The sequence below is a fragment of the Streptomyces sp. NPDC007095 genome, from assembly GCF_040634475.1.
Classification (GTDB): Bacteria; Actinomycetota; Actinomycetes; order Streptomycetales; family Streptomycetaceae; genus Streptomyces.
The window spans coordinates 21830-45327 of record NZ_JBEYFS010000071.1; the positions used below are offsets into that span (position 1 = coordinate 21830).

Genomic DNA, 23498 nt, shown 5'->3' on the forward strand with positions numbered 1-23498 from the left:
ACCACACAGGCCGTATGGCGAGATACCCGCCCGCACAGGCGGGTATCTTTTTGCCCTCCTTCCCGGGCCCACCCGCCGGGAGGGCCGATGATCACCTCCCCCACAGGGGGTGGACCGGTCACGGGAACGCAACCGCTCGGCGGTTACGTGGCCGGCCAGTTACTCCGACTGTGCCAAGCCATGGGTCTCGAACCGTCCGACGGTGAGATCTACGCGCGTGTCCTGACCGACTGTCTCGGTCCCGTCGCGGAACGTCCGTTGGACGAACCGCCGTCCTACCCGAGTTTTCTGTCCGACGACCACACGCCGGTGGAGTACTCCCTCGCCTTCGTGCCGGACGCGCCCCCGACCCTGCGTGTACTGCTGGAACCGGGATACGGCGCCGCAGGCCTGGCGGAGAACGGGCGCGTCGGCCTGCGTGTGGTCCGGACCATGGCGGAGCGCTGGGGCTTCGCCACCGACCAACTCGACCGGCTGGAGGACCTGTTCTTCCCACCGGCCCCCGAGGGCCCGCTGGCGCTGTGGCTGGCCCTGGAGTTGCGGCCCGGCGGAGTCCCCAAGGTAAAGGTCTATCTGAACCCGGCGGCGTCCGGGGCGGATCGGGCCGCCGAGACGGTGCGTGAGGCACTGGACAGGCTCGGCCACCGGCAGGCGTTCGCCGCGCTGCCCCAGGCCGACGGCTATCCGTTCCTCGCCCTCGACCTCGGGGACTGGGAGACACCCCGGGTGAAGGTCTACGTCACCCATCGGAACCTGGCCGCCGCCGACGCGGGTGAGCTGTCCCGTACGGACCCCGGCCCACGGCCCGAGACCGTACGGGAGTTCTTGCGGGTCGCGGCGGGTCTCGACAGTTCGTCGCAGCACTCCGGCGCCGGGAAAGGCGTACGGCTGGAGGGGCGCCCCGTGCTCTCCTGCCACTCCTTCACGGAGTCCGGGACCGGCCTGCCCAGCGGCTTCACCCTCCACGTGCCGGTCAGGGACTACGTCCGGCACGACGGGGAGGCCTATGCGCGAGCGGTGGCCGTGCTGCGCCGACACGGCATGGACACCGCGGCGCTCGACCGGTCGCTGGCCACCGTCACCTCGCGGCTGCTGCACGACGGCGTGGGGCTCATCGCCTATCTGGCGCTGGTGTACGAGCGTGGCCGACCGCCCCGTGTGACCGCGTACATCTCCTCGGAGGCGTACGCGGTACGCCCGCCGTTGCCGGCCCAGCCGCCCCATCAGACGTTCTCCCCCCATCGCACGGCGGGTACCGAGCCGCGCGAGACCCTCCACTCAGTAGGAAACGGAAAGGCAGGAGCAGAAATCAGGATGGAGCCGTACCGGATCAAGGTCGTCGAACCTATCCCGCTCACGACCCCCCAGCAGCGCAAGGCGGCACTCGAACGAGTGCACTACAACCTGTTCGATCTGCGCGCGGAGGAGGTGACCATCGATCTGCTGAGCGACTCGGGGACCGGTGCGCTGTCCTCGGCGCAGCTCGCTGTGGGTATGGCCGGTGACGAGTCCTACGCGGGCTCGCGATCCTTCTACCGATTCCGGGACACGGTGGCGGAACTGACCGGCTACAGCCACATCCTGCCGGCCCACCAAGGGCGCGCGGCGGAACGGCTCCTGTTCTCCAACCTCCTCAAGCCCGGCGACACCGTTCTGTCCAACACGCACTTCGACACCACCCGCGCCAATGTGGAGCTGGCGGGCTGTGTGGCCCGCGACCTCCCCTGCGCCGAGGCGCGGAACCTGGACAGCGCGGAGCCCTTCAAGGGGAACATCGACCTAGAGGCCCTGGAGCGTGGGCTGACCGAGACGACCGGCTCGCGTGTCGCCGCGGTGGTCATGACCATCACCAACAACGGCGGTGGCGGTCAGCCCGTCTCCATGGAGAACCTGCGGCGCACCTCCGAACTCTGCCGCCGGCACGGTGTCCCCCTGATCCTGGACGCCGCCCGGTTCGCCGAGAACGCCTGGCTGGTCACCCGGCACGAGGCGGCCTACAAGGACCGCACCCCGCGCCAGGTCGCCGAAGAAGCGTTCCGCCTGGCCGACGGCTGTGTGATGAGCGCCAAGAAGGACGGCATCGTCCACATCGGCGGCTTCATCGGACTGAACGATCCGGAACTCGCCCAGAAGTGCGAACTCCTCCTCATCGCCACCGAGGGGTTCCCCACCTACGGGGGACTGGCCGGACGCGACCTCGACATGATCGCCCAGGGCCTCCAGGAGGTGACCGAACCCTCCTACCTCGCTGAGCGGGCGGAGAGCGCCGACCACCTGGCCCAGCGGGTCCGTGCCGCCGGCGTGGACATCCTGGAGCCGCCCGGTCTGCACGCCATCTACCTCAACGCGGGCCGGTTGCTGCCCCACATACCGCCCCACCAGTACCCCGGGCACGCGCTCGCCTGCCGGCTCTACCTGGAGGGCGGCATCCGGTCGGCCGAACTGGGTTCGCTGTACCTCGGCGAGGAGGACGAGGACGGGAACCCGGTGAAGAGCCCGCCGTACGAGCTGGTGAGGCTGGCGCTGCCGCGGCGCGTCTACACGCGCAGTCACTACGACCACGTCGGCAGAACCCTGGAGAGCATCGCCAAGAACGCGGACTCCGTGCACGGCTACCGGATCGTGGAACAGTCCCCGATCCTGCGGCACTTCCGCGCCAAGCTCCAGCCGGTGACCGCCTAGCGGGCGGGGCGACACCGTCCTGAGGCCGGTGCCCGGTCACGTCGTACACGACGTGACCGGGCACCGGCTCGTCGGCGCTCGGCCGCTCCTACCCGAAGTGGCTGTCGGTGATCTCCCCGTCCTCCGTGGCCGCGTGGGCGACGCAGCGGAAGGCGCGGAGTCCGTCGGCCCACTGCTGGGCGGTCGGCGGCAGGATGTCGGTGCTCCACTGACCGGTGACGGCCCGTCCGGTGGCCGTCCTGGACTCCAGCATGACCTCGTGCGAGCACAGTTCCCGGTCCGGCCGGGGCATGGCCGCGAGGCCGAAGCCGGCGAGCGCGACACCGCCGTACCGGTTGATCAGGATGTTGCCGGGTTTGATGTCCCGGTGCAGTACCCCGGCGGTGTGCGCCGCGGCCACCGCGTCGGCTATGCCGACGCCGATGTCGCGGGCCTCCTTCACGGACAGGGGGCCCTGGAGGTGCAGACGATCACCCAGGGAGCCGCCGGGGCACAGTTCGAGCACCATGTACGGGCGGTTGTCGCCGAATACCCCGGCGTCGTACACCGGGACCACGTGCGGATGCCCGGACAACTGCCCGGCGGCGGTGACCTCCCGCATGAACCGCTGCCGGTCGCGGGGCGAGTCGAGCACCCTGCTGTCCACCTTGAGCGCCACCTCGCGGCCCACGGCCGGCTGCCGCGCCCGGTACACCGTGGCGAACCCGCCCTGGCCCAGGACCTCCTGGATCTCGTACCCGGCCAGTCGCATTCGCTCGAACCGCATCGTGCCCGTCATCCCCCAGCGCAGGACCACCCCCCGCGGCAGAATGCCTGACCGGGGGCCGCGCCGACGCTAGCGGAGGCCCGAAGTCAGGACAGCCGGCCCACATGGGCCAGGGCCTGCTTGAGGAGGGCTCCGTGACCGCCCGGCATCTCGTCCAGAACCGCGGGTGACGAGGCCTCCTCGGGGCTGAACCAGACCAGGTCGAGGGCGTCCTGCCGGGGGCGGCAGTCGCCGGTCACCGGGACGATGTAGGCGAGGGAGACCGCGTGCTGGCGGGGGTCGTGGAACTGCGTGACGCCCACCGTGGGGAAGTACTCGGCGACGGTGAAGGGCTGGAGCGAGGTCGGGATGCGGGGGAGCGCCACCGGGCCGAGGTCCTTCTCCAGGTGGCGCAGGAGGGCGTCCCTGACCCGCTCGTGGTGCAGCACCCGGCCCGAGACGACGGTGCGGCTGACCGTCCCGTCCGGCCCTATGCGCAGCAGCAGTCCGATGCTGGTGACTTCGCCGTTGTCGTCGACGCGGACCGGCACGGCCTCGACGTACAGGATCGGCATGCGTGCGCGCGCGCTGTCGAGTTCGTCGGGCGTCAGCCAGCCCGGCGTGGTCTCGGTCATGTCAGACATTGGGTGATCATACTTTCAACCCTTCCGGATCCGCGCGCAGTGCTCGCCGTGGTGTCTGGTGGCCATTGTCATCACCCACAACGTGCGCGCGGCGGAACGGATACGCCGACTGGCCGGATCGGTGAGGAAAGTCGTCGGATGGGGAGGGCGGGCGTCGGATCAGCAGGGCAGCCGTCGCGTCAGTAGGGCAGCAGACGGCCCGACGGTGTCCTGCGGTCGATCGTCACCTCGCGCCCGGTGGCGGGGCGACGGCTGGGGCGAATGCGGATCTGGCGGTTCATGGCGGCCTCCTCGGACTCGTACGACCAGCTTCCACGCCGCCGCGCTCACACGCGTCGTGCTCACGGGTCACCCGCACCTCTCCCTGAGGAGCAGATGCGCGACCCGGTCGTACTACCAAGGAGGGATGCCGACCCTGGGGCACGGTCCGGCGCGATGCCGTGCTCTCCGGGCTTATCCCCATTCCGCCTTCGCGTACTCCGTCGCCGTGCCACCGGCGAAGTCGCGGCCGGGGTGGTGAACGACCCGGAGGTGGTCGCGAGGTCAGCCGGGCGCCGCCATCCGGGTGAAGGCGCCCCCCTGTGCGCCCCGGGTGAACCTCGTCCGTGCGCCCCACGCGAACGTCGTCGAGGGTTAACCCTCGATTGCCCCCGACCTGCATGACATGTCTGGGTCAAGCTGTCATTCTTCTTCCTCACCTGCCGGACAGGCCTCACACGGTCTGCGCAGGGGCCCCGCACTGCTCAGCTCGTCCCGGCCAGCACATCCCGTCTGCCCGGGTCTGTCACCGGCCGTCGACGCGCGGCCGCAGCAGTAGGAGTACGAGTGAGACGAATTCCCCGTCAGGCGGCCGCAGCCGGAGCGCTGGCGGCCACCGCCGCGTTCCTGGCCGTCGGCATACAGACGGTCCCCGCGGCCGCCAAGCCTGCCGCCCCCCACCCCAGTCCGCTGCGCACCGGAGGCCTGGAGGCCAAGCTCACCCCCGCCCAGCACTCGGCACTGCTGAAGAGCGCGGCACGGAAGACCACGGCGACCGCCGGCACCCTGGGCCTCGGGGCCAAGGAGAAGCTGGTCGTCAAGGACGTCGTCAAGGACCAGGACGGCACGCTCCACACCCGCTACGAGCGCACCTACGCCGGCCTGCCGGTGCTGGGCGGCGACGTGATCGTGCACACCCCGTCGGCCTCCCTCGCCGCCGGCACGGTGAGCAGCACCTTCAACAACAAGCGGACCATCAAGGTCGCCTCCACCACCGCGACCTTCACCAAGTCCGCCGCCGCGAGCAAGGCGCTGAAGGCCGCCAAGTCCCTGGCCGCCGAGAAGCCCACCACCGACAGCGCCCGCAAGGTGATCTGGGCCGGCAGCGGCACCCCGAAGCTTGCCTGGGAGACCGTGATCGGCGGCCTCCAGGACGACGGCACCCCGAGCCAGCTGCACGTCATCACCGACGCCACCACCGGCCAGGAGCTCTACCGCTACCAGGGCATCAAGACCGGTACGGGCAACACCCAGTACAGCGGCACGGTCACGCTGAACACCACGCTGTCCGGTTCGACGTACCAGCTGAACGACACCACGCGCGGCGGCCACAAGACGTACAGCCTCAACAACGGCACGTCGGGCACGGGCACGTTGATGACCGACTCCGACGACACGTGGGGCACCGGAGCCGGTTCGAACACCCAGACCGCCGGCGCGGACGCGGCCTACGGCGCCCAGGAGACCTGGGACTTCTACAAGAACACGTTCGGCCGCAGCGGTATCAAGAACGACGGGGTCGCGGCCTACTCGCGCGTCCACTACAGCTCGGCGTACGTCAACGCCTTCTGGGACGACAGCTGCTTCTGCATGACGTACGGCGACGGCTCGGGCGGCACCCACGCGCTCACCTCGCTCGACGTGGCCGGGCACGAGATGAGCCACGGTGTCACCTCCAACACGGCGGGCCTGGACTACAGCGGTGAGTCCGGCGGCCTCAACGAGGCCACGTCCGACATCTTCGGCACCGGCGTCGAGTTCTACGCCAACAACTCCAGCGATGTCGGCGACTACCTCATCGGCGAGAAGATCGACATCAACGGCGACGGCACGCCGCTGCGTTACATGGACAAGCCGAGCAAGGACGGCGGCTCCGCGGACAGTTGGTACTCAGGCGTCGGCAACCTGGACGTCCACTACTCCTCGGGCCCGGCGAACCACATGTTCTACCTGCTCTCCGAGGGCAGCGGCACCAAGGTCATCAACGGTGTCACGTACAACAGCACGACCTCCGACGGGGTCGCCGTCGCGGGCATCGGCCGGGCCGCGGCCCTGCAGATCTGGTACAAGGCGCTGACCTCGTACATGACGTCCAGCACCGACTACGCGGGCGCTCGCACCGCCGCCCTGAACGCGGCCACCGCCCTGTACGGCGCCGGCTCCACCCAGTACGCGGGGGTGGCGAACGCCTTCGCGGGCATCAACGTCGGCAGCCATGTCACGCCGCCGTCGAGCGGGGTGACCGTCACCAGCCCGGGCAGCCAGTCCTCCACCGTCGGCACCGCGGTGAGCCTGCAGATCTCGGCCAGCAGCACCAACACCGGCTCGCTGAGCTACGCCGCGACCGGGCTGCCCACCGGCCTGTCGATCAACAGCTCCACCGGAGCGATCACCGGGACGCCGACCACCGCCGGGACGTACAGCACCACGGTCACCGTCACCGACAGCACCGGAGCCACCGGAACGGCGTCCTTCACCTGGACCGTCAGCTCCTCCGGAGGCGGCGGCACCTGCACCTCGACGCAGCTGCTCGGCAACCCCGGCTTCGAGTCGGGCAACACCACCTGGACCGCGACCAGCGGCGTCATCACCAACTCCAGCAGCCAGGCGGCGCACGCCGGTTCGTACAAGGCGTGGCTGGACGGCTACGGCTCGACGCACACCGACACGCTCTCCCAGTCGGTGACGATCCCGTCCGGCTGCAAGGCCAGCTTCACGTTCTATCTGCACATCGACAGCGCGGAGACGACCACCAGCACCGCGTACGACAAGCTGACGGTCACCGCCGGCACCACGACGCTGGCGACGTACTCCAACCTGAACAAGGCCACGGGCTACACGCAGAAGACCTTCGACCTGTCCTCGTTCGCCGGAACCACCGTCGCTCTGAAGTTCAGCGGGGTCGAGGACTCCTCGCTCCAGACCAGCTTCGTCGTCGACGACACCGCCGTCACGACCAGCTGATCGACCCGATCGACACCGTCTGACGCCTCTCCGGCAACAGCCGCGTCGTGGGTCACCCGCCAGGGTGGCCCACGTCGCGTCGGTGTGTCGTCGTCCTCGTGACGTCGTCGCTCCCGTGACGTCGTCGTTCCCGGGCCGGCTCAGGCGAGGGCGAGGAAGAGCTTCTCGAGTTCGGCCTCGGACATCGGGGGCGTCTCGTCGTCGGCCGCGGCCATGCACTGGCGCATCCCGCCGGCGACGATCTTGAATCCGGCTCGGTCGAGCGCGCGCGAGACGGCGGCGAGTTGGGTGACCACGTCCTTGCAGTCGCGGCCGGCCTCGATCATGGCGATGACGCCGGCGAGCTGCCCCTGAGCGCGGCGCAGGCGGTTGAGGATCGCGGTACTGGCTTCCTCGTCGACGGACATGGCCATGGGGTGGGTCCTCCTCGGGATGGTGCCGTTGAGTTTACCCCCCGGGGTATCAATGGGGGCGGCTGTCCGGGAGGCCGGCTGCCGGCCTGCCCGGTCCGATGACCTTCTTTATCGTGGCTTCGTCAAGCGGCCGGTTCGCCCGGGCGACCCTCAGGGGGAGGCCGCCGAGGGAGAGAGGGCGCCGGGTCCGGCGGCGAGAACGAGCCAGACGGCCGCGACGACTTTCGGGGTGGCGGCGGCCCCTCGGGGCGGCCCGGCCCGTTCCCGGACCCTCACCGTGGTCCGAGGCCGGCCCCGGGGTGCCCGTCCGCGGTCGAGGATTTTGGCGCGATCGGCCCCCGCGCCGCTGAGGCGGATGTGATTTCGGCTCCCTTTTGGTGCGGCGCCGCTCATGGCGTGACGTTTCCGCAGACGTGAGGTGCCGCAGATGCATGCGTGAAATGTGTAGCACGGTATGGGGTGCGCCGGAACGAAGTCCTCCGTTTTCCATGCGGATGAGTGGTCCGTATTCCCTCTGGTTTGTCGGTGTGTTGACTCGGAAAAGAACCTTCGCGACGGGTGGGGATAGGCCGTGCGAATATTCTGATTCGCACCAGGGAATCAAGCTCGGGGTCATGGATCACAGGGAATTGTTAGACCACTTGGATGAGTGCGAAATCATCGATCGAGCGATTGATCGAGCAAGCCACGAATCCCAGGAAGAGGTGCGGCGGGAGTTCTCCTGGGATGTGATCGCCAGCCACCGGGAGCGACTGATGAGGCTGGTCCGCCGCCGGCTGCCGAATGCTCAGGACGCGGAGGACTGCGTTCAGGAAGCGATGCTCAGAGCGGCTGCCCACGGCAATCTCGACCAGGACCGGATCGGTCCCTTTCTGACCTCGGTCGCCCTGCGTCTCTGTGTGGACCACTACCGCGAACTGGAGCGGAGGCGGCGACTGTTGCGCCGCGCGGCGGACGTGGGCGGACCCGAGCTGCCTGACGAAGGCGTGTGCGACCAGGACTTCGGACGCTGGCTGCTCGGCCAGGTGCACCTGCTGCGGGGCCGGGAGCGACAGGTGGTCCTCGCCCGCGCCCATGGGATCTCCACGCTGGAATTCGCCCGCATGCACCAGATCTCGGTCAAGGCGGCCGAAGGCGCGTTCACCCGGGGGCGGGCTCGGCTGCGGCTGCTCTGCGCCAGGGCCCTCGACGGCGCCGCGGCATAACGGATTTCCGCATTCCTCCCGCGTCCGGCGCAGGCCGGGAGTGGGGACGAAAACGGCTCCCGAATTCCGGGAGTGCGGATGACATGGAAAGGGTAGTGACCGTGAGCAAGAATAACACCCAGGACGCCATCAAGGATTTCATCGGCGATATCGCCGACAGCACCAAGAAGGCATTCGATGAAATTCTCGACCGGAAAGGTGACGATTCGCATTTCGCGGATTGGCTCACCCCGGGGAATCCGTATCAGGCGCTGAACGGGCTTCCCGGCGATGTGCTGCGGACGGTCAGCGCGCTGTCCGCACTCGGCGGCGTGGCCAACCCCGTGGCCGCACTCGCCAACGCGGCCAACGCCGCGGCCGGCCTCGGCGCCGCCAACCCGCTGGCCGCTCTGGCCGGCGCGGCGCCCAACCAGCTGGCCGCACTGGGCGGTGGGGCGCCCAATCCGCTCGCGGCCCTCGCGGGCGGCGGCGCGAACCCGCTCGGCGCCCTCGGCGGTGCCAATCCGCTGGGCGCGCTCGGACAGGTCGCCGGCGGGGCGGCCTCGGCCGTCTCGGGCGCGACCGACATGGCGGAGGGCCTGGCCGCGCTGCCCCGGCAGATCGCCCAGCTCTCCGAACTCGTCGCCTCCCTGGTGAACGTGCTGGAGGGCGTCCAGGGGGTGGCCGGCGCCATGGCGGGCGCCGGGCGGGCACCGGCGGCGAGGAAGAGCGGCTGAGCCGCCGCTGAACCGGGGCTCACCGGGCGCGTACCGCCTCACCTCGGGTGAGTGATCGCGCCGCATGACCCACGTGCGGGGGCGATCGCACGGATGACCGACGGAACTCGTCAGGCACAGGAGGTTGTGACACATGGGTGCCATGCTCGGCAGTCGGCTCCGGCTGGTTGTGAAGGTACTGGGAAGCCTCGTCGCCGACGAGGTCGGCCAGGTGACGCGGGAGCGCCGGCGGTCCCGGCAGGACCCGAACTCCCCGGCGGAAGGCGAGGCCTCCGCCGGGGACGGGACCACCTCCGTGGACGGGGCACGCCGTGCGAAGGCTGTGCGGCACGCCCTGGAGAGCCTCGGCCCGTTCTACGTGAAGCTCGGCCAGATCCTCTCCACCCGGCCCGACATGGTGCCCGCCTCCATGATCGGAGAACTGCAGAACCTCCACGACCAGGTCGACATCCAGCCCTTCGCCCTCTTCGAGCCCGTGCTCCAGGAGGAGCTGGGAATGGACTGGAAGCGCCGCTTCGACGACATCGAGACGGTCCGCCCGCTCGGGGCGGCCTCGCTGGCCCAGGTCTACCGGGTGACCCTGCCCGGCGGCCGGCCCGCCGTGGTGAAGATCCAGCGGCCCGGGATCCGGGACACCGTCCGCGCGGACATGGCACTGATGCGCAAGGCGTCCCGGATCGTCGCCCGTACCGCACCCCGATTCAACGAGGTCATCGACGTCGAGGCGATGCTCGGCTCCATCTTCGACGCGATGGAACCCGAGCTGGACTTCACCGGCGAGGCCCGCAACATGGACGAGGCCCGCGAGAACATCCGCCGCTATCCGTCGCTGTCCGTCCCCCGGGTCGTCCATGCCACCCCCAAGGTGCTGATCCAGTCGCTGGCGCCCGGCACCTCCGTGCGTCATCTCGACCGCCGCTCGTTCAGCGACCGGGAGCGCACGGACATCGGCAAGGACCTGCTGCGCTTCATGTACCGCGGGTACTTCGTCGACCGGATGTTCCACGCCGACCCGCACGCGGGCAACGTCTTCGCGCTGCCCGGCGGTCCGGCCACCCTCATCGACTGGGGCATGGTCGGCCGCCTCGACCGGCGCACCAGCCTCCAGCTGCTGCCCCTGCTCATGGCCATCGCGCAGAACGACGGCCACGGTCTCGCCCGCGCGTGGGCCGACATGGGCCGGGTCACCGCCTGGTCGAACCTGCCCGCGTTCGCCGCCGACATGGCCGCGCTGGTCCCCAAGGTCGCCACCGCCTCCCTGGAGGACATCAACTTCGGGGTGTCCCTGACCACCGTCCTGGAGAAGGCGACCCGGCGGGGCATCGGCTCGGCGCCCGCCATCTCCCTGCTCGGCAAGTCCTTCGCGAACCTGGAGGGTTCGGTGCGCTGTCTCGCGCCGGACATCGCCCTCGCGGAGGTCTTCAAGGCGGAGGCGCGCGGGATCATCCTGGCGCTGATCCGCGAGTACTTCTCCGTGGACCAGGTCGCCCGCAACACGATGGACCTGCTCTCGGCCGCCGCGTCCGCCCCCGAACAGTGGCGCGGGCTGCTCTCCGACGCGGCCAACCGCCAGTTCGCGCTCCAGCTCCACGAGCCGCACACGCCCTCCTCCATGGGCGGACAGCGGCCCTGGTCACCCTCGCGCGGCCTGATGGCACTGGGCGCGGCGGCCCTGTTCCTCGACCGCCGCCGCACACCCCGCTGACCCGTCCCACCATCCGACCCACCGTCAGCACCCCCATCCACAGCCCATGTCAACCGCACGCACAAAGGAATCACCCATGCCCATGCAGCAACACGACGCTCAGCGCGAAGCGGCTCCCGGCGCCCTGGACGGGGTCTCGGAGACGGCCCTGTGGACCGTCCGCATGCGGGCCCAGGAGTCCGCGCGGACGGACGCCCTCTTCGACGACCGGCTCGCGGGCGAGTTCCTGGACGCCGCCGGGGCGGCCGGCGCCCCGCCGGGAGCCGGCGTCCTGCAGAAGGTGCTGCCCGACTGGCTGGCCGTCCGCACCCGTTTCTTCGACGACCACCTGCTCGCCACGACCCGGGAGGGACGCGCGCAGGTTGTCCTGCTGGGAGCGGGGCTCGACACCCGTGCCTTCCGGCTCGACTGGCCCGCCGGAACCCATGTCTTCGAGGTCGACCTGCCGGCCGTACAGAGCTTCAAGGCACGGGTCGTCGAGGGACGTACGCCGGACACCGCCCGGCGCACCACGGTCGCCGCCGACCTGCTGGGCGACTGGCGCGGCGCGCTGCTCGCCGCCGGGTTCGACCCCGGCCGGCCCACCGCCTGGCTGTGCGAGGGGCTGCTCTTCTACCTGGCACCGGAGGCGGTGGAGCGGCTGATCGGCACGGTGAGCGCGCTCTCCGCGCCGGGCAGCAGCCTCGGCGCCGAGTGCCTCAACGCCGACACCGCCGACTCGCCCTTCGTGAAGCCCTGGCTGGAGGCCCTGTCCGGCACGGGGACACCGTGGGTGTGGCACCTCGCGGACGCGGATCGCTGGTGGGGCGGCCACGGCTGGCAGGCGCGCGTCGCGGACCTGCTGGCACTGCCGTACGCCGTCGAGCGGTTCGCCCCGCATCTGGCCGCGTTCTCGGGGGTCGAGACGGACAGCATGATCCTGGTCACCGCGACGACTCCGGACGGCGGGGCGACTCCGGAGGGCGGGGCGACCCCGGACGACGGGACGAGCCCGGTCGGCGGGCGGTGACCGTGGACGGCCACAATCTCTGCCAGACCCCCACCACCTACCGGCTGCTGCGCCTCGAATACCTGCTCGGGCTCCTGGTGGCCGCGGGATTCTTCCTCGCGCACCTGGCCGAGGTGCGCTGGTGGGTCGCCGTCGTCCTGTTCGCCTACGTCGACGTCATCGGCTATCTGCCGGGCGCGCTCGCCTACCACCGCAGTCCCGACCAGCAGGTCTCCCGCGTCTACTACGTGCTCTACAACACCATGCACAGCCTGAGCGTGCAGGGCGCGGTCCTGGGCTCCTGGGTCCTGGCGTACGGCTGGGAGTGGGCGCTGCTGGTGCTGCCCATCCATCTCTTCGGGGACCGGGCGCTGTTCGGCAACTTCGCCAAGTCGTTCACCGTGTCCTTCGAGCCGGTTCCGCACCCCGCCGTCCAGGGCCCGCTGCGGGACTTCGCCACCGTCCCCTGGCACAAGGCGGCGGTGCGGTGAGCGCCGCACAGGCACCGGCAGACACGGAGGCGTACGAGATGCTGCGCCGGTACGGCAGCCACAGCAGCGCCTTCCTCGCGATGAACAGCGGGAACCGCCGCTTCCGCACGGACGGTGTCGACGGCTTCGTCCCGTACCGGGAGGCCGGCCGACGACACCTGTTCCAACTGGGCGGGCCCGTATGCGCGGTGGAGGACCGGCCGAGCCTGCTGACCGCGCTGCTGGCACGGGCCGGCAGTGAGCGACGCCGGGTCGCCGCCGTCCAGCTCTCCCGCCCGCAGGCCGAACTGCACGCCGGACACGGCTTCGTCGTCAACCAGTTCGGTGCCTCCTTCAGCATCGCGCTCGACGGGTACAGCCTCGGCGGACAGCGCATGGTCAAGGTGCGCAACATGGTCAACCGGGGCCGCAGAGAAGGGGTTTCGGTCGTCGAGGTGCCCGCCGGGGAGCGGGACGGCGAGGACGTCACCGCGGCCCTCGACGCGGTGGACGCCGCGTGGCTGCGCGCCAAGGGCCGGCACGTCAAGGAACTCGAGTTCCTGATCGGCGAGCGCGGCGGCCCCGGCGCACCGCACCGGCGCCTGTTCACCGCCGTCCACGAGGGACGGACGGTCGGTTACGTGTCGTACTCACCGGTCTTCGGCGAACACGCCGGCTGGCTGTACGACCTCACACGGCGGCTCCCGGACGCCCCGCCCGGCACGGTGGAGCTGCTGTTCGCCACCGCCCTGCGCCGGTTCCAGGACGAGGGCTGCGGCTGGCTGCATCTAGGTTTCACCCCGTTCGTCCAGCTCGGCCCGGACACGGCAGCACCCGGTCCGACCAGCGCCTTCCTGCACCGCTGTGTGGAGGTGCTGGCGGCCAAGGGGCGCGCCGTCTATCCGGCGGCCGCCCAGGAGTCCTTCAAGCTCAAATGGCGCCCACAGCTCATCGAACCGGAGTACCTGGCCTTCCAGGGCCGGGTGAGCCCCGGCGCCGTCTGGCAGCTGATGCGCCTCACCAAGTCGGTCTGACCCGCTCCAGGGCTCCGGCCGTCCCCATGACTCAGAAAGGCTGAAATGACCACATCGATCGAGAAGTTCCCGGTGGAGGCCGACCGGCACCGCGCCCCGGGCCTCCTGGAAGGCGCGCTGCGCACCGAGCTGACACCGGAGGGCTGCGATCTCGGCTACTGGTTCCGGGCCGTACCGGAAGGCACTCTCGGCGGCGATCCCCTGGGCCGCTCCCCGGACGTGCCGGTGCCGGACCACATGATGGTGGACGGGCCGCTGCGCCAGGCCGTCATGCAGGAGCTCGCCTTCCGCTCGATGGCGGAGGAGAAGGCGGCCCGCGCCATCTCCTTCCTCGTCGCGTACGCCCCCGACCTCGCCGGGATGGACTTCTACACCTCCCAGCTGATGGACGAGGCCCGGCACGCCTATGCCTTCCGCGGTCACCTGCTCGAACTGGGCGTATCGCGGAACGAGTTGGAAGCCACCATGGAGTCGCTCGCCGGGGTCGACCGGGACGCCGTCCTGAATCCCCTGGAGGAGTTCGGGCTCGCCGTGATGGAGAAGGAACGCGACTACATCGGCGGCGTGATCACCCTCACCGTCCTGGTGGAGGGGGTCCTCGCGCCCACCGCCGAGCTGAGCGAGCGCAAATGGCGGCCCTTCGACGCGCCCGCCGCCGAGATCGAACGCGCCGCGGGCATCGACGAGATCCGGCATCTTTCCGTGGGCACCACGATCGTCCGCCGCCATGTCCGGCAACACCCCGAGGAGCTGGAGCGGATCGGCGAACTCGTCGTGCGCGGTATGCGGTTGTGGTCCGAACTCCCCGTGCAGCAGATGACCTTCCGCCGCGAACAGCTCTACCAGCAGGGGCTGGACCAGCACCGCGACCTCGCAGGCGACTACGAGCTGTGGCCGGGCCGCCGCCTGGTCGACACCACCGCCGAGGAACGGATGCTCGCCGCCGCGGAATGGTCGCGCGTCACCCAGGAAGCGCGCCTCACGGACATGGGTCTGACCACGTGAACAGTGCGCGCACACCCGCCCGCACCGCGGGCGTCCAACAACGAAAGGGTCGGTGGCACACCGATGACCGACAGCCCGGCAGCCAACTCCTCACCGTATGAACCGGCCGCGCAGGACGAGGACTTCCGCGAACTGACCCGGCGCGTCCAGGCCGCCGGGCTCATGCGGCCCCGCACGGGCCAGTACGTGACCGGGATCGCGGTGGTCTGGTCGATGAACGCCCTCGGCTGGGCCGCGCTGGTCTTCTCCGGCGGCACCTGGTGGAAGGTGGTCCTGGCCGCGGTGTGGCTCGCCGTCTGGCACGAGCAGCTCGCCTTCCTCGTGCACGACGCGGGACACCGTCAGATCACCCGGTCCCGCAAGTTCATCCAGGCCCTCGGCCTGGTCCACGGCAACCTGATGCTCGGGGTCTGCTTCGGCTGGTGGGTGCAGCACCACAACCGGCACCACAACCACCCCAACCACCTGGAGCTCGACCCCGACATCCTGCGGCGCGTGGCCATCTTCGCGCCCGAACAGGCCCAGGACCGCAAGGGATTCGCCCGCTTCCTCGCCGCCAACCAGCGCTATCTGTTCTTCCCGCTGCTGGGCCTCGAAGCCCTGGTGCTGCGTATCGCCGGCGTCATCGCCCTGCGCCGCCGGGCGCTGCGCAAGCCCCTCCTGGAGGGCGGCCTGATGGTGCTGCACGCGGTGCTGTTCTTCGGCGCGCTCTTCGTGCTCCTGCCCTGGCCGTCCGTCCTGCTCTTCCTGGCCGTCCACCAGGTACTCCTCGGCTATCTGCTCGGCCTCGCCTTCGCCGTCAACCACAAGGGCCTGCCGACCCGCGTGGGCAAGGAGTGGAGCTGGCTGGAGCGCCAGGTCCTCACCTCGCGCACCCTGCCCACCGGCTACATCGGCGACTTCTTCTACGGCGGCCTCAACTACCAGATCGAGCACCACCTCTTCCCCGGCATGCCCAGGGCGGCGCTGCGCCGCGCCTATCCGCTCGTCAAGCAGTTCTGCGTCGAGCGGGAGATCCCGTACGTCGAGACGGGCGTCCTGGAGTCGTACCGCGACCTCGCCGAGCACCTCGGCTCCGCGAGCGAAGTTCTCCGTGGCACCACGGCCACGGCCTGAAGGAAAGGAAACCGGACGCAATGACGTTCTCGGTCAAGGCGAAATCGAAGATGTCCCCGCTGTCCCGCCTCGGCAGGAGGTCGGTGCTGGCCGCCGCCCTCCTCGCGGGCACGGCCCTGGCCGCCCCCGCGGCCCAGGCCGAACCGGCCGCGGTACGGGCCGCACCGGTCCCCGACCTCGTGTGCCGCCTCGACGCCGAGGTGAACTTCAGTCCGCCGCTCAGTGTGCGGGTCAAGGAGGCCGAGGTGACCGGGCACATCGGGTACCTGGACTGCCGCTCGCCCAGCGGGGCGGCACCACAGCTGACCGACATCGTCTTCGGCGTCAACGGCACCGGAAGATTCGGTGTGTTCCCGCCGACCTTCTCCGTGGAGGGCAACGGCGTGGGCACCTGGAACACGGGTGAGGTCGGCAGCCTCTACTTCAAGGGTGACCTCAAGCAGGGCAGCCCTGTGCCCGAGCGCACCGTGACGAGCGGCCCGCTCGCCGGCGACGGGATCAACGGGCTGCAGATCCCCACACCCCGGTTCGACAAGATCACCCCGGACGGCGTCGCGGGCTTCGACGTCATCGGCCAGGTCTGCTTCTGGCCCGGCGAGAAGGGCCGCTGCACGGCGTTCTGAGCCGACCGGGCGAAGGAGGGGGTGGTGCGGGCCGACCGGGCCCGCACCACCCCCTCCCTTTCGTCGATTCCGTCGTCGTACGGGTGCTCCGTCGTCGTACGGGACTCAGTCGGCCAGTGCCTTGAGCGTCTCCCGCACCACGATCGGGTCGTACGGCATGGCCAGGTGGGTGGTCCGGTTCTGCGGGGCGAGGAGTTGGAGGCAGGTGTTGGTGACCGGGTGTTCCGGCCTGGAGGGCTTCAGCTGCTGGGCCTCGGGAGGCTGGACCAGCTCGTCCCGGGTCGACCAGATGACGGTGTAGTCGACGCCGTCCACCGTGTCGCCCGGAGCCACCAGCTGACCCACGAACTCCGAGTCGTGCAGCAGCTGGGTGAAGGCCGGGCTGATACGGAAGAGCACCTGGTCCTCCACGACCGCCTGAACACCCGGGACCTGGCGGACCAGCTTCGTCAGGCCCGCCACCTCGACCCCGTGGTTGCTGGGCGCGATCCCGACGACACGGCGCACCTTCCCGGTCCCGCCGAGGTACTTGAGGTAGTAGTGCGGGAGCATCCCGCCCTGCGAGTGGCCCACGAGGTCCACCTTGGACGCCTTGGTGTCCACCAGCACCCGGTCCACGAAGTCCGCGAGCTCCTGGGAGGACTTGCGCATGTCACCGAGACCGTACAGACGGGGGAGCGTGGGCAGTTCGCCGTAGTTGAGGCGGAAGATGCGGTGCCCGGCCGTTCGGAGCGCGGGCGCCAGCTTCCGCCAGACGGACTCCCGGTCGCCGAGCGTGCCGTGCACGAGGACGACCGGGTGCGGACGCTCCGGTGTCGGGGGCAGGCCCCAGTCGTCCGTCTCGGGGTCGCCGTCGAGTCCGGCGATCAGCCGGTGTGTCGCGGACTGGGTGTTGCCGGCCAGCCGCTCGGGCGTCCTGAGCAGTTCGCTCGCGGCGCTCTCGGAGTTCACGCCGGGAATGCGGGGCAGGGACATGGGGCCTCCTTGGCCTCGGTCGTGTGTGCGGAATGGTTGTGAACACGGGGAGGCCCGGCCGGGGAAAAGCCCCGGTCGGGCCTCCGTCCTGACTTCTGGTGGGCTCAGTCGGTGGTCGCCGCGGGCAGCGCGTGGAACGCTCGGTCGTGCCAGAGCAGCGGCCGTCCGCCGTTCACCTCCACCGCCATCACCCGTCCGACGACGGCGTGGTGATCCCCGTACGGTCGTACGTCCTCGACCAGGCACACCGACCACGCGAGCGCGTCGACGAGCACCGGCAGGCCGAGCACCCGGCGCACCGGGCTGCCGTCGAACCGCCTGGCGGGTGGCACGGAGGAGTCGGCGAAGAGTTCGGCGACCGACCTCTGATGATCCGTCAACACATTTACGGCGAAGGCACCTTGCTCCCACAGGGCGGTCAGCGTGCGGGAACTGCCGCGCAGACACGCGAGGACCAGTGGCGGCCGCGCCGACAGGGAGGTCAGCGCGGAGACCGTCATCCCGGTCGGGCCCGCCCCGTCCAGCGCCGTGACGACCGTGACGCCGGCCGTCAGCTTGGCGTAGAGACCGAGACAGCGGACCGTGTCGGGGCCGGGCTCGTCCCGCAGGGTTTCCCAGCCCGCGGCGGACGGGCCGTCGGGACGGGGCCGGCGGGGCACGACGGTGAGGTCAGCCATGCGCGGGGGCGACGCTGTCGGCGAGTTGGGCCGGGGTGGGCGTGACCCTGCCGAGCAGCCCGCGCAGGATGCGCTCGATATTGCTGCGCAGCGTCGAGTCGGCGACCGGGTCGAGGAGTTCCGCCAGCGTGGGGATACCCAGGTCGAAGACGGCGTCGAAGGTCACCGCCGTACCGTCCTCGCCGGACGCGCACCGCCAGGTGCCCTTGAACAGCTCGAAGTCGCCAGAGAGCTGGGTGAAACCGATGGTCCGCGTCTTCGGGAAGAACGCGTCCCGTTCCGACCAGCGCATCAGACCGTTCCTGAAGCGCACGGTCCAGTCCGACACCACCGTGCCGTCGTCATGGGGTGGATGGACCACGACCTCGCGGACGGTCTCGGTGACTTCGGGATACCGGCGGAAATCACGGATCCGCTGGTAGGCGGTCTCGGGGTCGACGTCGTGGGCGGTCAGCCGTACGGTCACGTGACGCATGGGAGGTGTTGCCTTTCCACGGTAGGGACGGGTCGGCGGTAGCGGACGGGTCAGCCGATGTGGGTCGCGACGACGCGCAGCGCCTCGGTCAGGGCCGTGAGGAACAGCCGTACCTCCTCCTCGCCGACGATCGCGGGCGGTGTCAGCCGCAGCACCCGGGTGGCGTTGAGGGAGTGGTTCACGAGGACGCCGCGCCCGACCAGTTCGAGGATCAGTTCACCCACGGCCTGTTCCTCGGTGAACTCCAGGCCGATCAGCAGCCCCCGCCCGCGGACCTCGCGCACCAGCCCGCCGGTGTACGGGGCACAGGCGGCCCGGACGGCCGCGAGCAGTCGCTCGCCCAGGGCCTTGGCACGCGCGGCGACGTCCTCCCGGTCCAGGGCCTCGACCGCGGCGAGCGCGGCGGCGCAGGCGATCGGGGAGGCCGCGAAGGTGGAGGTGTGCAGATAGGGGTCGCGGGAGAACGGCCCGTAGGCCGCCCCGGTCGCGACCATCGCCGCGACGGGCACGACACCGCCGCTGAGTCCCTTGCCGACGAGCAGTACGTCGGGCTGTGGGGGCATGCCACCCTCGGCGTCCATGCCCCACCACGAGCCCAGCCGGCCCAGGCCCGTCTGGATCTCGTCGATGATCAGGAAGGCCCCGTACGTCCGGCACAGCCGGCTCACCTCCGCCAGATGGCCCGGCGGCGGAATGCGTACGCCGCCCTCGCCCTGCACCGGCTCGACGATCACGCAGGCCCGGCGGCCGAGTTCGGCGAGCGTGGCTTCCAGCGCGGCCGTGTCCCCGTACGGGATCGCCGTGCTGTCCGGCAGCAGCGGCTGGAACGGCTGCTGGTACTTCGGGTTGGCGGTGGCGGTCAGCGCGCCCAGGGTCTTGCCGTGATAGCCGCCGATGGTGGAGACGAGGGCGGTGTGCCCGTGCGCGCGGGCGAGTTTCAGACCGGCCTCGGTGGCCTCCGCGCCGGAGTTCACGAAGTGGACGCGGTCGAGGCCGGGTGGGGTCCGTGCGGCCAGTGCCTCGGCGGCGAGGGCCGCGACGGGCTCCAGGAAGACCCGCCCGGCCAGTGGATGGGTGTCCACCTGGCGGTGCACGGCCGCGGTCACGTGGGGGTGCCGGTGCCCGAGGATGAAGACCCCGTACCCGCCGAAGTCGAGGTAGCGGCGGCCGTCCTCGGTGAACACCCACGCGCCGTCGGACGCCGTCTCCAGCATGCCGCCGAGCACCGTGCCGAGGACGGAGCGGCCGGAGGAGAGGTGCTCGCGGTAGAGGCGGGCGATGTGCGCACGGTCCGTGGCGGGGTCGGCGGCCGGTGCCACGGATCCGGCGGCGGGCGCCACGGCGGGGGCGGGGGCCGCCGTCATGACGCCAGTTCCTGCGTGTGGGTGGCCTGCGAGGGCTGGGACCTCGCCGCCGTGTCCTGGGCGGGCCCCGGACGCAGGCGGGTGCGCATGCCGCCGCGCCCGGTGGACCAGGCGGCCAGGTTGCGGACCAGCGCCCGCCGGAGGTCGTCCTTCGAGAGGGCCGTGCCGCAGTGCGGCGACCCGAGGGACGATTCGAAGGGGAGGGCCCGCTGGAAGACCAGCAGCAGTTCCGCGTACGTCTGGAAGCGGCGGCGCAGCGACTCCGGGAACGTGGGGCCCTCGATCAGCGGCAGCAGCAGCCGGTGCACCGACTCCAGCGGGATGAGCCGGGGCGGATGCGGACGCGGTCCCCACTGGTCGGCGAACTCCAGGCAGGTGTCCACCACTTCACGCTGGAGCAGCGCCTCGGTGCCGGCCGTCAGCCAGTACTCGCCGCCCGTGACACCGGCCCTCACCAGGTCACCCACCGCGCGCGCGACGATGTCCTGGGGCACCATGTCGATCCGCGCGTCCGGTGCTCCCGGCAGCACCGGCACCTGCCCCTTCACGATGGCGCCCAGTGCCCGCGTCAGCCCCTGCATCCCGGCGATCCGGCCGGTGACGGAGTCACCCATCACCACCGACGGGCGCATGATCACGCCCGGCACCGGGGCGTCGCGCACGACCTGTTCGGCCGCCGTCTTGGAGGCGAGGTACGCGGCGGCGCCGGGGAAGCGCTCCTGCTCCTCCGGCGCCAGCGGGTTGGCGACGAAGGCCGTGCTCATGTGGAAGAACGGGGCCTCGGCACGGGCGGCGAGGTCGAGCATCGCGATCGTGCCGTCGAGGTTGGCCCGCCGGATCTGGTCCGGCTCCGCCTTCCAGTTGGTCGCGGCGGCGGAGTGCACCACCAGGTCCACTTCGGCGATGAGCTGGGTGAAGTCCGCCTGGGTCAGGCCGAGTCCGGGTTCCAGCAGATCGGCGCGGACCTCACGGACCCGGTGGTCGTTCACCGGCGTGCGATGGCGCAGGCAGACGATTCCGAAATCCGGCGACAGCTCCTCGATCAGGGCTCTGCCGAGTACCCCGGCGCCGCCGGTGAGCAGAATCGTCAGGCGTTTCGCGGGCGGTTGCGGGCTGGTCGGAGCGCTGGGCCGGGGTCGGGACAGAGGCATGGCGGTGATCCCCTCGGTCGAGTGAGCGTAGGTCCTGCCGGACGGACGGACGGGCGGGTGTCCGGGCGGGTGGGCGTTCGGGTGCTGGGGTTTTGCGCGCGCCGGGCGCCTATGAGCTCGGTTCTTGTTGTTCGGTGGCGACTGCGGGTTGTTCGTGGCTGGTCGCGCCGTTCCTCGCGCCCCTGAGGGGCGCTCGGGCCGGCGCACGCCGATGCGGTGCCGGCCCGAGCAGAGTCGGATCAGGCGATGGTCAGCGGCTCGTCGGCGAGGTACGCGGACAGCGGGCCGGTCATCCGCGAGCGCGACGGAGGGTGCAGGGCGAGGCCGTTGGCGCAGGCAGCGAGGTATCCGACCTCGTCCGAGGTCATGAAGTTGAGCCCGCCGAGCAGTTCGACGGACCGGGGCACGATCCGGGCGAGGGCGTCCTGCACGGTGTAGCGCGCGTAGAGGGAGTCGGCGAGCGCGGACTCGTCGGGCGCGCCCTCGTCCACCCGGCGGGCGAGGCCCTCGACCGCCGCCGTCGCGCCCTCGATCTCCACCAGCAGCCGGACCCGTTCGGCGTCGGGCACCCGGTCGTTGAGCAGCACCCGTTCGACGAGGGCGCTCGCGGCGCCGAGGTAGCTGCCGGTCATCAGCAGCTCGAACCAGACCAGGCCGGCGGTCTGCACCTCGTCGAGACGGGCCCCGGCCGGCGAGGCCGTGCGCACCAGGAGTTCCTTCGGGACCAGTACGTTGTCCAACGTCACCTGGTCGCTCTCGGCGCCCGCCAGGAAGGTGCTCGACCAGAAGCCGCTGACGCTCAGCCCCTCGCTCTCGGCGGGCACCAGCGCCACGGCCAGTTCCTCCCCTTCGCCCTCCTCGCACGGCACCATCACGCTGGCGGTGAGCAGATCCATGGAACGGGCCAGGCTGCACGGCCGCTTGACGCCGGTGATCCGCACCCCTTCGGGCGTCACCGTGGCGGACATGGAGGGCGACAGGATGCCGGTGCCGCTGCGTCCCTCGGCGAAGCCGGACGCCATCAGCCGGTTCTCGGACGCGACGCCCTGCACGAGCATCCACTCCAGCCCCTCGCCGGAGTCGCTCAGCCCGACCAGCGTGGCCATCGAGAAGTGGTGCATCGTCGTCGCCACCGCGAGCGAGGGCGAACGGCTGCCCAGCGCGCGCTGCACCCGCAGGGTCTCCAACGCGGTGGCACCCCGGCCCTGGAAGGCGGTCGGGGCCAGCAGACCTGGCCCGCCCGCCTCCCTGAACAACCCGATGCCGGGGCTCTTCGGCCCCTCCAGGGTCATCAGCGGTACGGCCCTCAGACTCTCGTCGAGGCCGGGCAGCAGTTTGGCGAGGGCCGCGCGCTCACGATCCAGGAATCTCATGTCGTCCCCTGCTCCTTGATCCTCAGGTGTCGCCGGCAGCGTCGTTTCTGTTTACGCGCGAACCGGCGGAACCCCTCGGGGCAAAAAGGATGTTGGGGAGTTACAGGGTCAGTGGTTCGGCTGCCGGGCCGGGTCCCGTACGACGACGAGGCGGGTGGGTCTGGCCTGCGTCAGTTCCACCCAGCGGGCGAGTTCCTGCTCGTGCGAACCGCTGCGCGTCGCCCGCGCCACGACGGTCGCCGCCGCGTCGTCGGGGTGGCCGTCGCGGGTCAGGAGACTGAGCGGCCAGGCGGGTTCGGAGGGCTCCTGACCGTCGAACGGGTGCCAGTCCCACGGCGCGTCGAACCGCCACGCGCGCCCCGCGGCGTCCGCGACCTCATCACCCGCCACGAGGCAGGCGTACGGGCGCAGCAGCAGGTCGAGGGCGATCGGGATCCCGTCGTCGGGGGCGATCCCGTAGCCCTGCCACTCCAGGCCGGGATCGTGCGACTGTCCCGCGCGCAGCACCATCACCTGCGTCCCCAGACGGGGGAGACGTCCTGTCTCCAGCGGTGGATCCATCCGTTCGACGCTCATCACATGCACCACCGTGGGAGGGATGCCGACCTTGCACACCGCGCCGACCTCGAGGTGCCGGGGCGGCGGCTCGGTGCGGAACAGCTCCAAGTCCCAGTCGTACGAGGCCGGATCGCCTGCCAGGGCCACCTGACCGTTCCACTCGATCCAGTCGCACTCCGGGTCCACCTCCCACCACGGCCACTCGACGACCACTTCCCGTCGGGTGAGACGGGTGACCCGTGCGTCGGTGTACGGGCACGAGACCAACAGGACATCCCCCACACGGTGATCCGCTCCCACAGCCCGCCTCCCGCTTCCCCGGTCGCCACCGCCCGCACGGTACAAGCTCAAGGTCAT

Annotated in this window: 21 protein-coding genes; 11 read left to right on the top strand and 10 right to left on the bottom strand. The window is 70.7% G+C overall.

Annotated features, from left to right (window positions below; all coding sequences use genetic code 11):
* Positions 1 to 180 precede the first annotated feature (180 nt).
* The gene (locus tag ABZ656_RS24325; protein ID WP_360270424.1) at positions 181 to 2682 is read left to right on the top strand and encodes a tryptophanase; all 2502 of its coding nucleotides are present in this window, start codon (positions 181 to 183) and stop codon (positions 2680 to 2682) included.
* Positions 2683 to 2770: 88 nt separating this feature from the next.
* On the opposite strand, the gene ABZ656_RS24330 is transcribed toward ABZ656_RS24325, so the two are convergent.
* Together ABZ656_RS24330 and ABZ656_RS24335 are read right to left on the bottom strand one after the other, a co-directional pair.
* On the bottom strand, positions 2771 to 3448 hold the full coding sequence (locus ABZ656_RS24330; RefSeq protein ID WP_360270426.1) for a serine/threonine-protein kinase: 678 nt from the start codon (positions 3446 to 3448) through the stop codon (positions 2771 to 2773).
* 86 nt (positions 3449 to 3534) lie between these two features.
* Positions 3535 to 4062: an NUDIX hydrolase family protein gene (locus tag ABZ656_RS24335; protein WP_180362388.1), complete on the bottom strand. Its 528-nt coding sequence runs from the start codon at positions 4060 to 4062 to the stop codon at positions 3535 to 3537.
* A gap of 834 nt (positions 4063 to 4896) precedes the next feature.
* Between ABZ656_RS24335 and ABZ656_RS24340 the strand changes: the two genes are divergently transcribed.
* Positions 4897 to 7293, top strand: coding sequence for a M4 family metallopeptidase (locus ABZ656_RS24340; RefSeq protein WP_360270428.1), 2397 nt, complete (start codon positions 4897 to 4899; stop codon positions 7291 to 7293).
* A gap of 140 nt (positions 7294 to 7433) precedes the next feature.
* Here ABZ656_RS24340 and ABZ656_RS24345 read toward each other — a convergent pair whose 3' ends face one another.
* Positions 7434 to 7700, bottom strand: coding sequence for a metal-sensitive transcriptional regulator (locus ABZ656_RS24345; protein ID WP_101403943.1), 267 nt, complete (start codon positions 7698 to 7700; stop codon positions 7434 to 7436).
* 734 nt (positions 7701 to 8434) lie between these two features.
* Between ABZ656_RS24345 and ABZ656_RS24350 the strand changes: the two genes are divergently transcribed.
* The 9 genes from ABZ656_RS24350 to ABZ656_RS24390 all read left to right on the top strand — a co-directional run bounded on the left by ABZ656_RS24350 (position 8435) and on the right by ABZ656_RS24390 (position 16568).
* Positions 8435 to 8911: a sigma-70 family RNA polymerase sigma factor gene (locus ABZ656_RS24350; protein WP_225900915.1), complete on the top strand. Its 477-nt coding sequence runs from the start codon at positions 8435 to 8437 to the stop codon at positions 8909 to 8911.
* Positions 8912 to 9006: 95 nt separating this feature from the next.
* Positions 9007 to 9627: a hypothetical protein gene (locus ABZ656_RS24355; protein WP_360270430.1), complete on the top strand. Its 621-nt coding sequence runs from the start codon at positions 9007 to 9009 to the stop codon at positions 9625 to 9627.
* Between the two features lie 133 nt (positions 9628 to 9760).
* Positions 9761 to 11332: an AarF/UbiB family protein gene (locus tag ABZ656_RS24360; RefSeq protein WP_101402202.1), complete on the top strand. Its 1572-nt coding sequence runs from the start codon at positions 9761 to 9763 to the stop codon at positions 11330 to 11332.
* 76 nt (positions 11333 to 11408) lie between these two features.
* On the top strand, positions 11409 to 12341 hold the full coding sequence (locus ABZ656_RS24365) for an SAM-dependent methyltransferase (protein ID WP_360270432.1): 933 nt from the start codon (positions 11409 to 11411) through the stop codon (positions 12339 to 12341).
* Between the two features lie 2 nt (positions 12342 to 12343).
* Positions 12344 to 12811 (top strand): hypothetical protein, encoded by a 468-nt coding sequence (locus ABZ656_RS24370; protein ID WP_360270434.1) that lies wholly within the window; start codon positions 12344 to 12346, stop codon positions 12809 to 12811.
* Entirely contained in the window at positions 12808 to 13824 is a 1017-nt protein-coding gene (locus ABZ656_RS24375; RefSeq protein WP_360270436.1) for a DUF2156 domain-containing protein, read from the top strand. The genes ABZ656_RS24370 and ABZ656_RS24375 overlap by 4 nt, the downstream gene beginning before the upstream one ends.
* A 45-nt stretch (positions 13825 to 13869) precedes the next feature.
* On the top strand, positions 13870 to 14829 hold the full coding sequence (locus ABZ656_RS24380; RefSeq protein WP_101402204.1) for a VlmB-like protein: 960 nt from the start codon (positions 13870 to 13872) through the stop codon (positions 14827 to 14829).
* Between the two features lie 63 nt (positions 14830 to 14892).
* On the top strand, positions 14893 to 15945 hold the full coding sequence (locus ABZ656_RS24385; protein ID WP_360270438.1) for an acyl-CoA desaturase: 1053 nt from the start codon (positions 14893 to 14895) through the stop codon (positions 15943 to 15945).
* Between the two features lie 20 nt (positions 15946 to 15965).
* Positions 15966 to 16568, top strand: coding sequence for a hypothetical protein (locus ABZ656_RS24390; protein ID WP_101402206.1), 603 nt, complete (start codon positions 15966 to 15968; stop codon positions 16566 to 16568).
* 105 nt (positions 16569 to 16673) lie between these two features.
* Here the strand turns inward: ABZ656_RS24390 and ABZ656_RS24395 are convergent, their stop codons facing one another.
* From ABZ656_RS24395 to ABZ656_RS24425, 7 genes are all read right to left on the bottom strand, one after another.
* Positions 16674 to 17543 carry an alpha/beta fold hydrolase gene (locus ABZ656_RS24395; protein WP_360270440.1) on the bottom strand — a complete coding sequence of 290 codons (870 nt, stop codon included), beginning with the start codon at positions 17541 to 17543 and terminating at the stop codon, positions 16674 to 16676.
* 104 nt (positions 17544 to 17647) lie between these two features.
* Entirely contained in the window at positions 17648 to 18220 is a 573-nt protein-coding gene (locus ABZ656_RS24400; protein WP_101402208.1) for a flavin reductase family protein, read from the bottom strand.
* Positions 18213 to 18695 (bottom strand): SRPBCC family protein, encoded by a 483-nt coding sequence (locus ABZ656_RS24405; protein ID WP_360270442.1) that lies wholly within the window; start codon positions 18693 to 18695, stop codon positions 18213 to 18215. Before ABZ656_RS24405 ends, ABZ656_RS24400 begins: the two co-directional genes overlap by 8 nt.
* A 50-nt stretch (positions 18696 to 18745) precedes the next feature.
* The gene (locus tag ABZ656_RS24410) at positions 18746 to 20059 is read right to left on the bottom strand and encodes an aminotransferase class III-fold pyridoxal phosphate-dependent enzyme (protein WP_360270444.1); all 1314 of its coding nucleotides are present in this window, start codon (positions 20057 to 20059) and stop codon (positions 18746 to 18748) included.
* Complete coding sequence (locus ABZ656_RS24415; protein WP_101402211.1) at positions 20056 to 21210, bottom strand: SDR family oxidoreductase; 1155 nt, start codon at positions 21208 to 21210, stop codon at positions 20056 to 20058. Before ABZ656_RS24415 ends, ABZ656_RS24410 begins: the two co-directional genes overlap by 4 nt.
* A gap of 239 nt (positions 21211 to 21449) precedes the next feature.
* Positions 21450 to 22583 carry an acyl-CoA dehydrogenase family protein gene (locus ABZ656_RS24420; RefSeq protein WP_101402212.1) on the bottom strand — a complete coding sequence of 378 codons (1134 nt, stop codon included), beginning with the start codon at positions 22581 to 22583 and terminating at the stop codon, positions 21450 to 21452.
* Between the two features lie 108 nt (positions 22584 to 22691).
* Positions 22692 to 23423: a hypothetical protein gene (locus ABZ656_RS24425; protein ID WP_360270447.1), complete on the bottom strand. Its 732-nt coding sequence runs from the start codon at positions 23421 to 23423 to the stop codon at positions 22692 to 22694.
* Between the last annotated feature and the right edge of the window lie 75 nt (positions 23424 to 23498).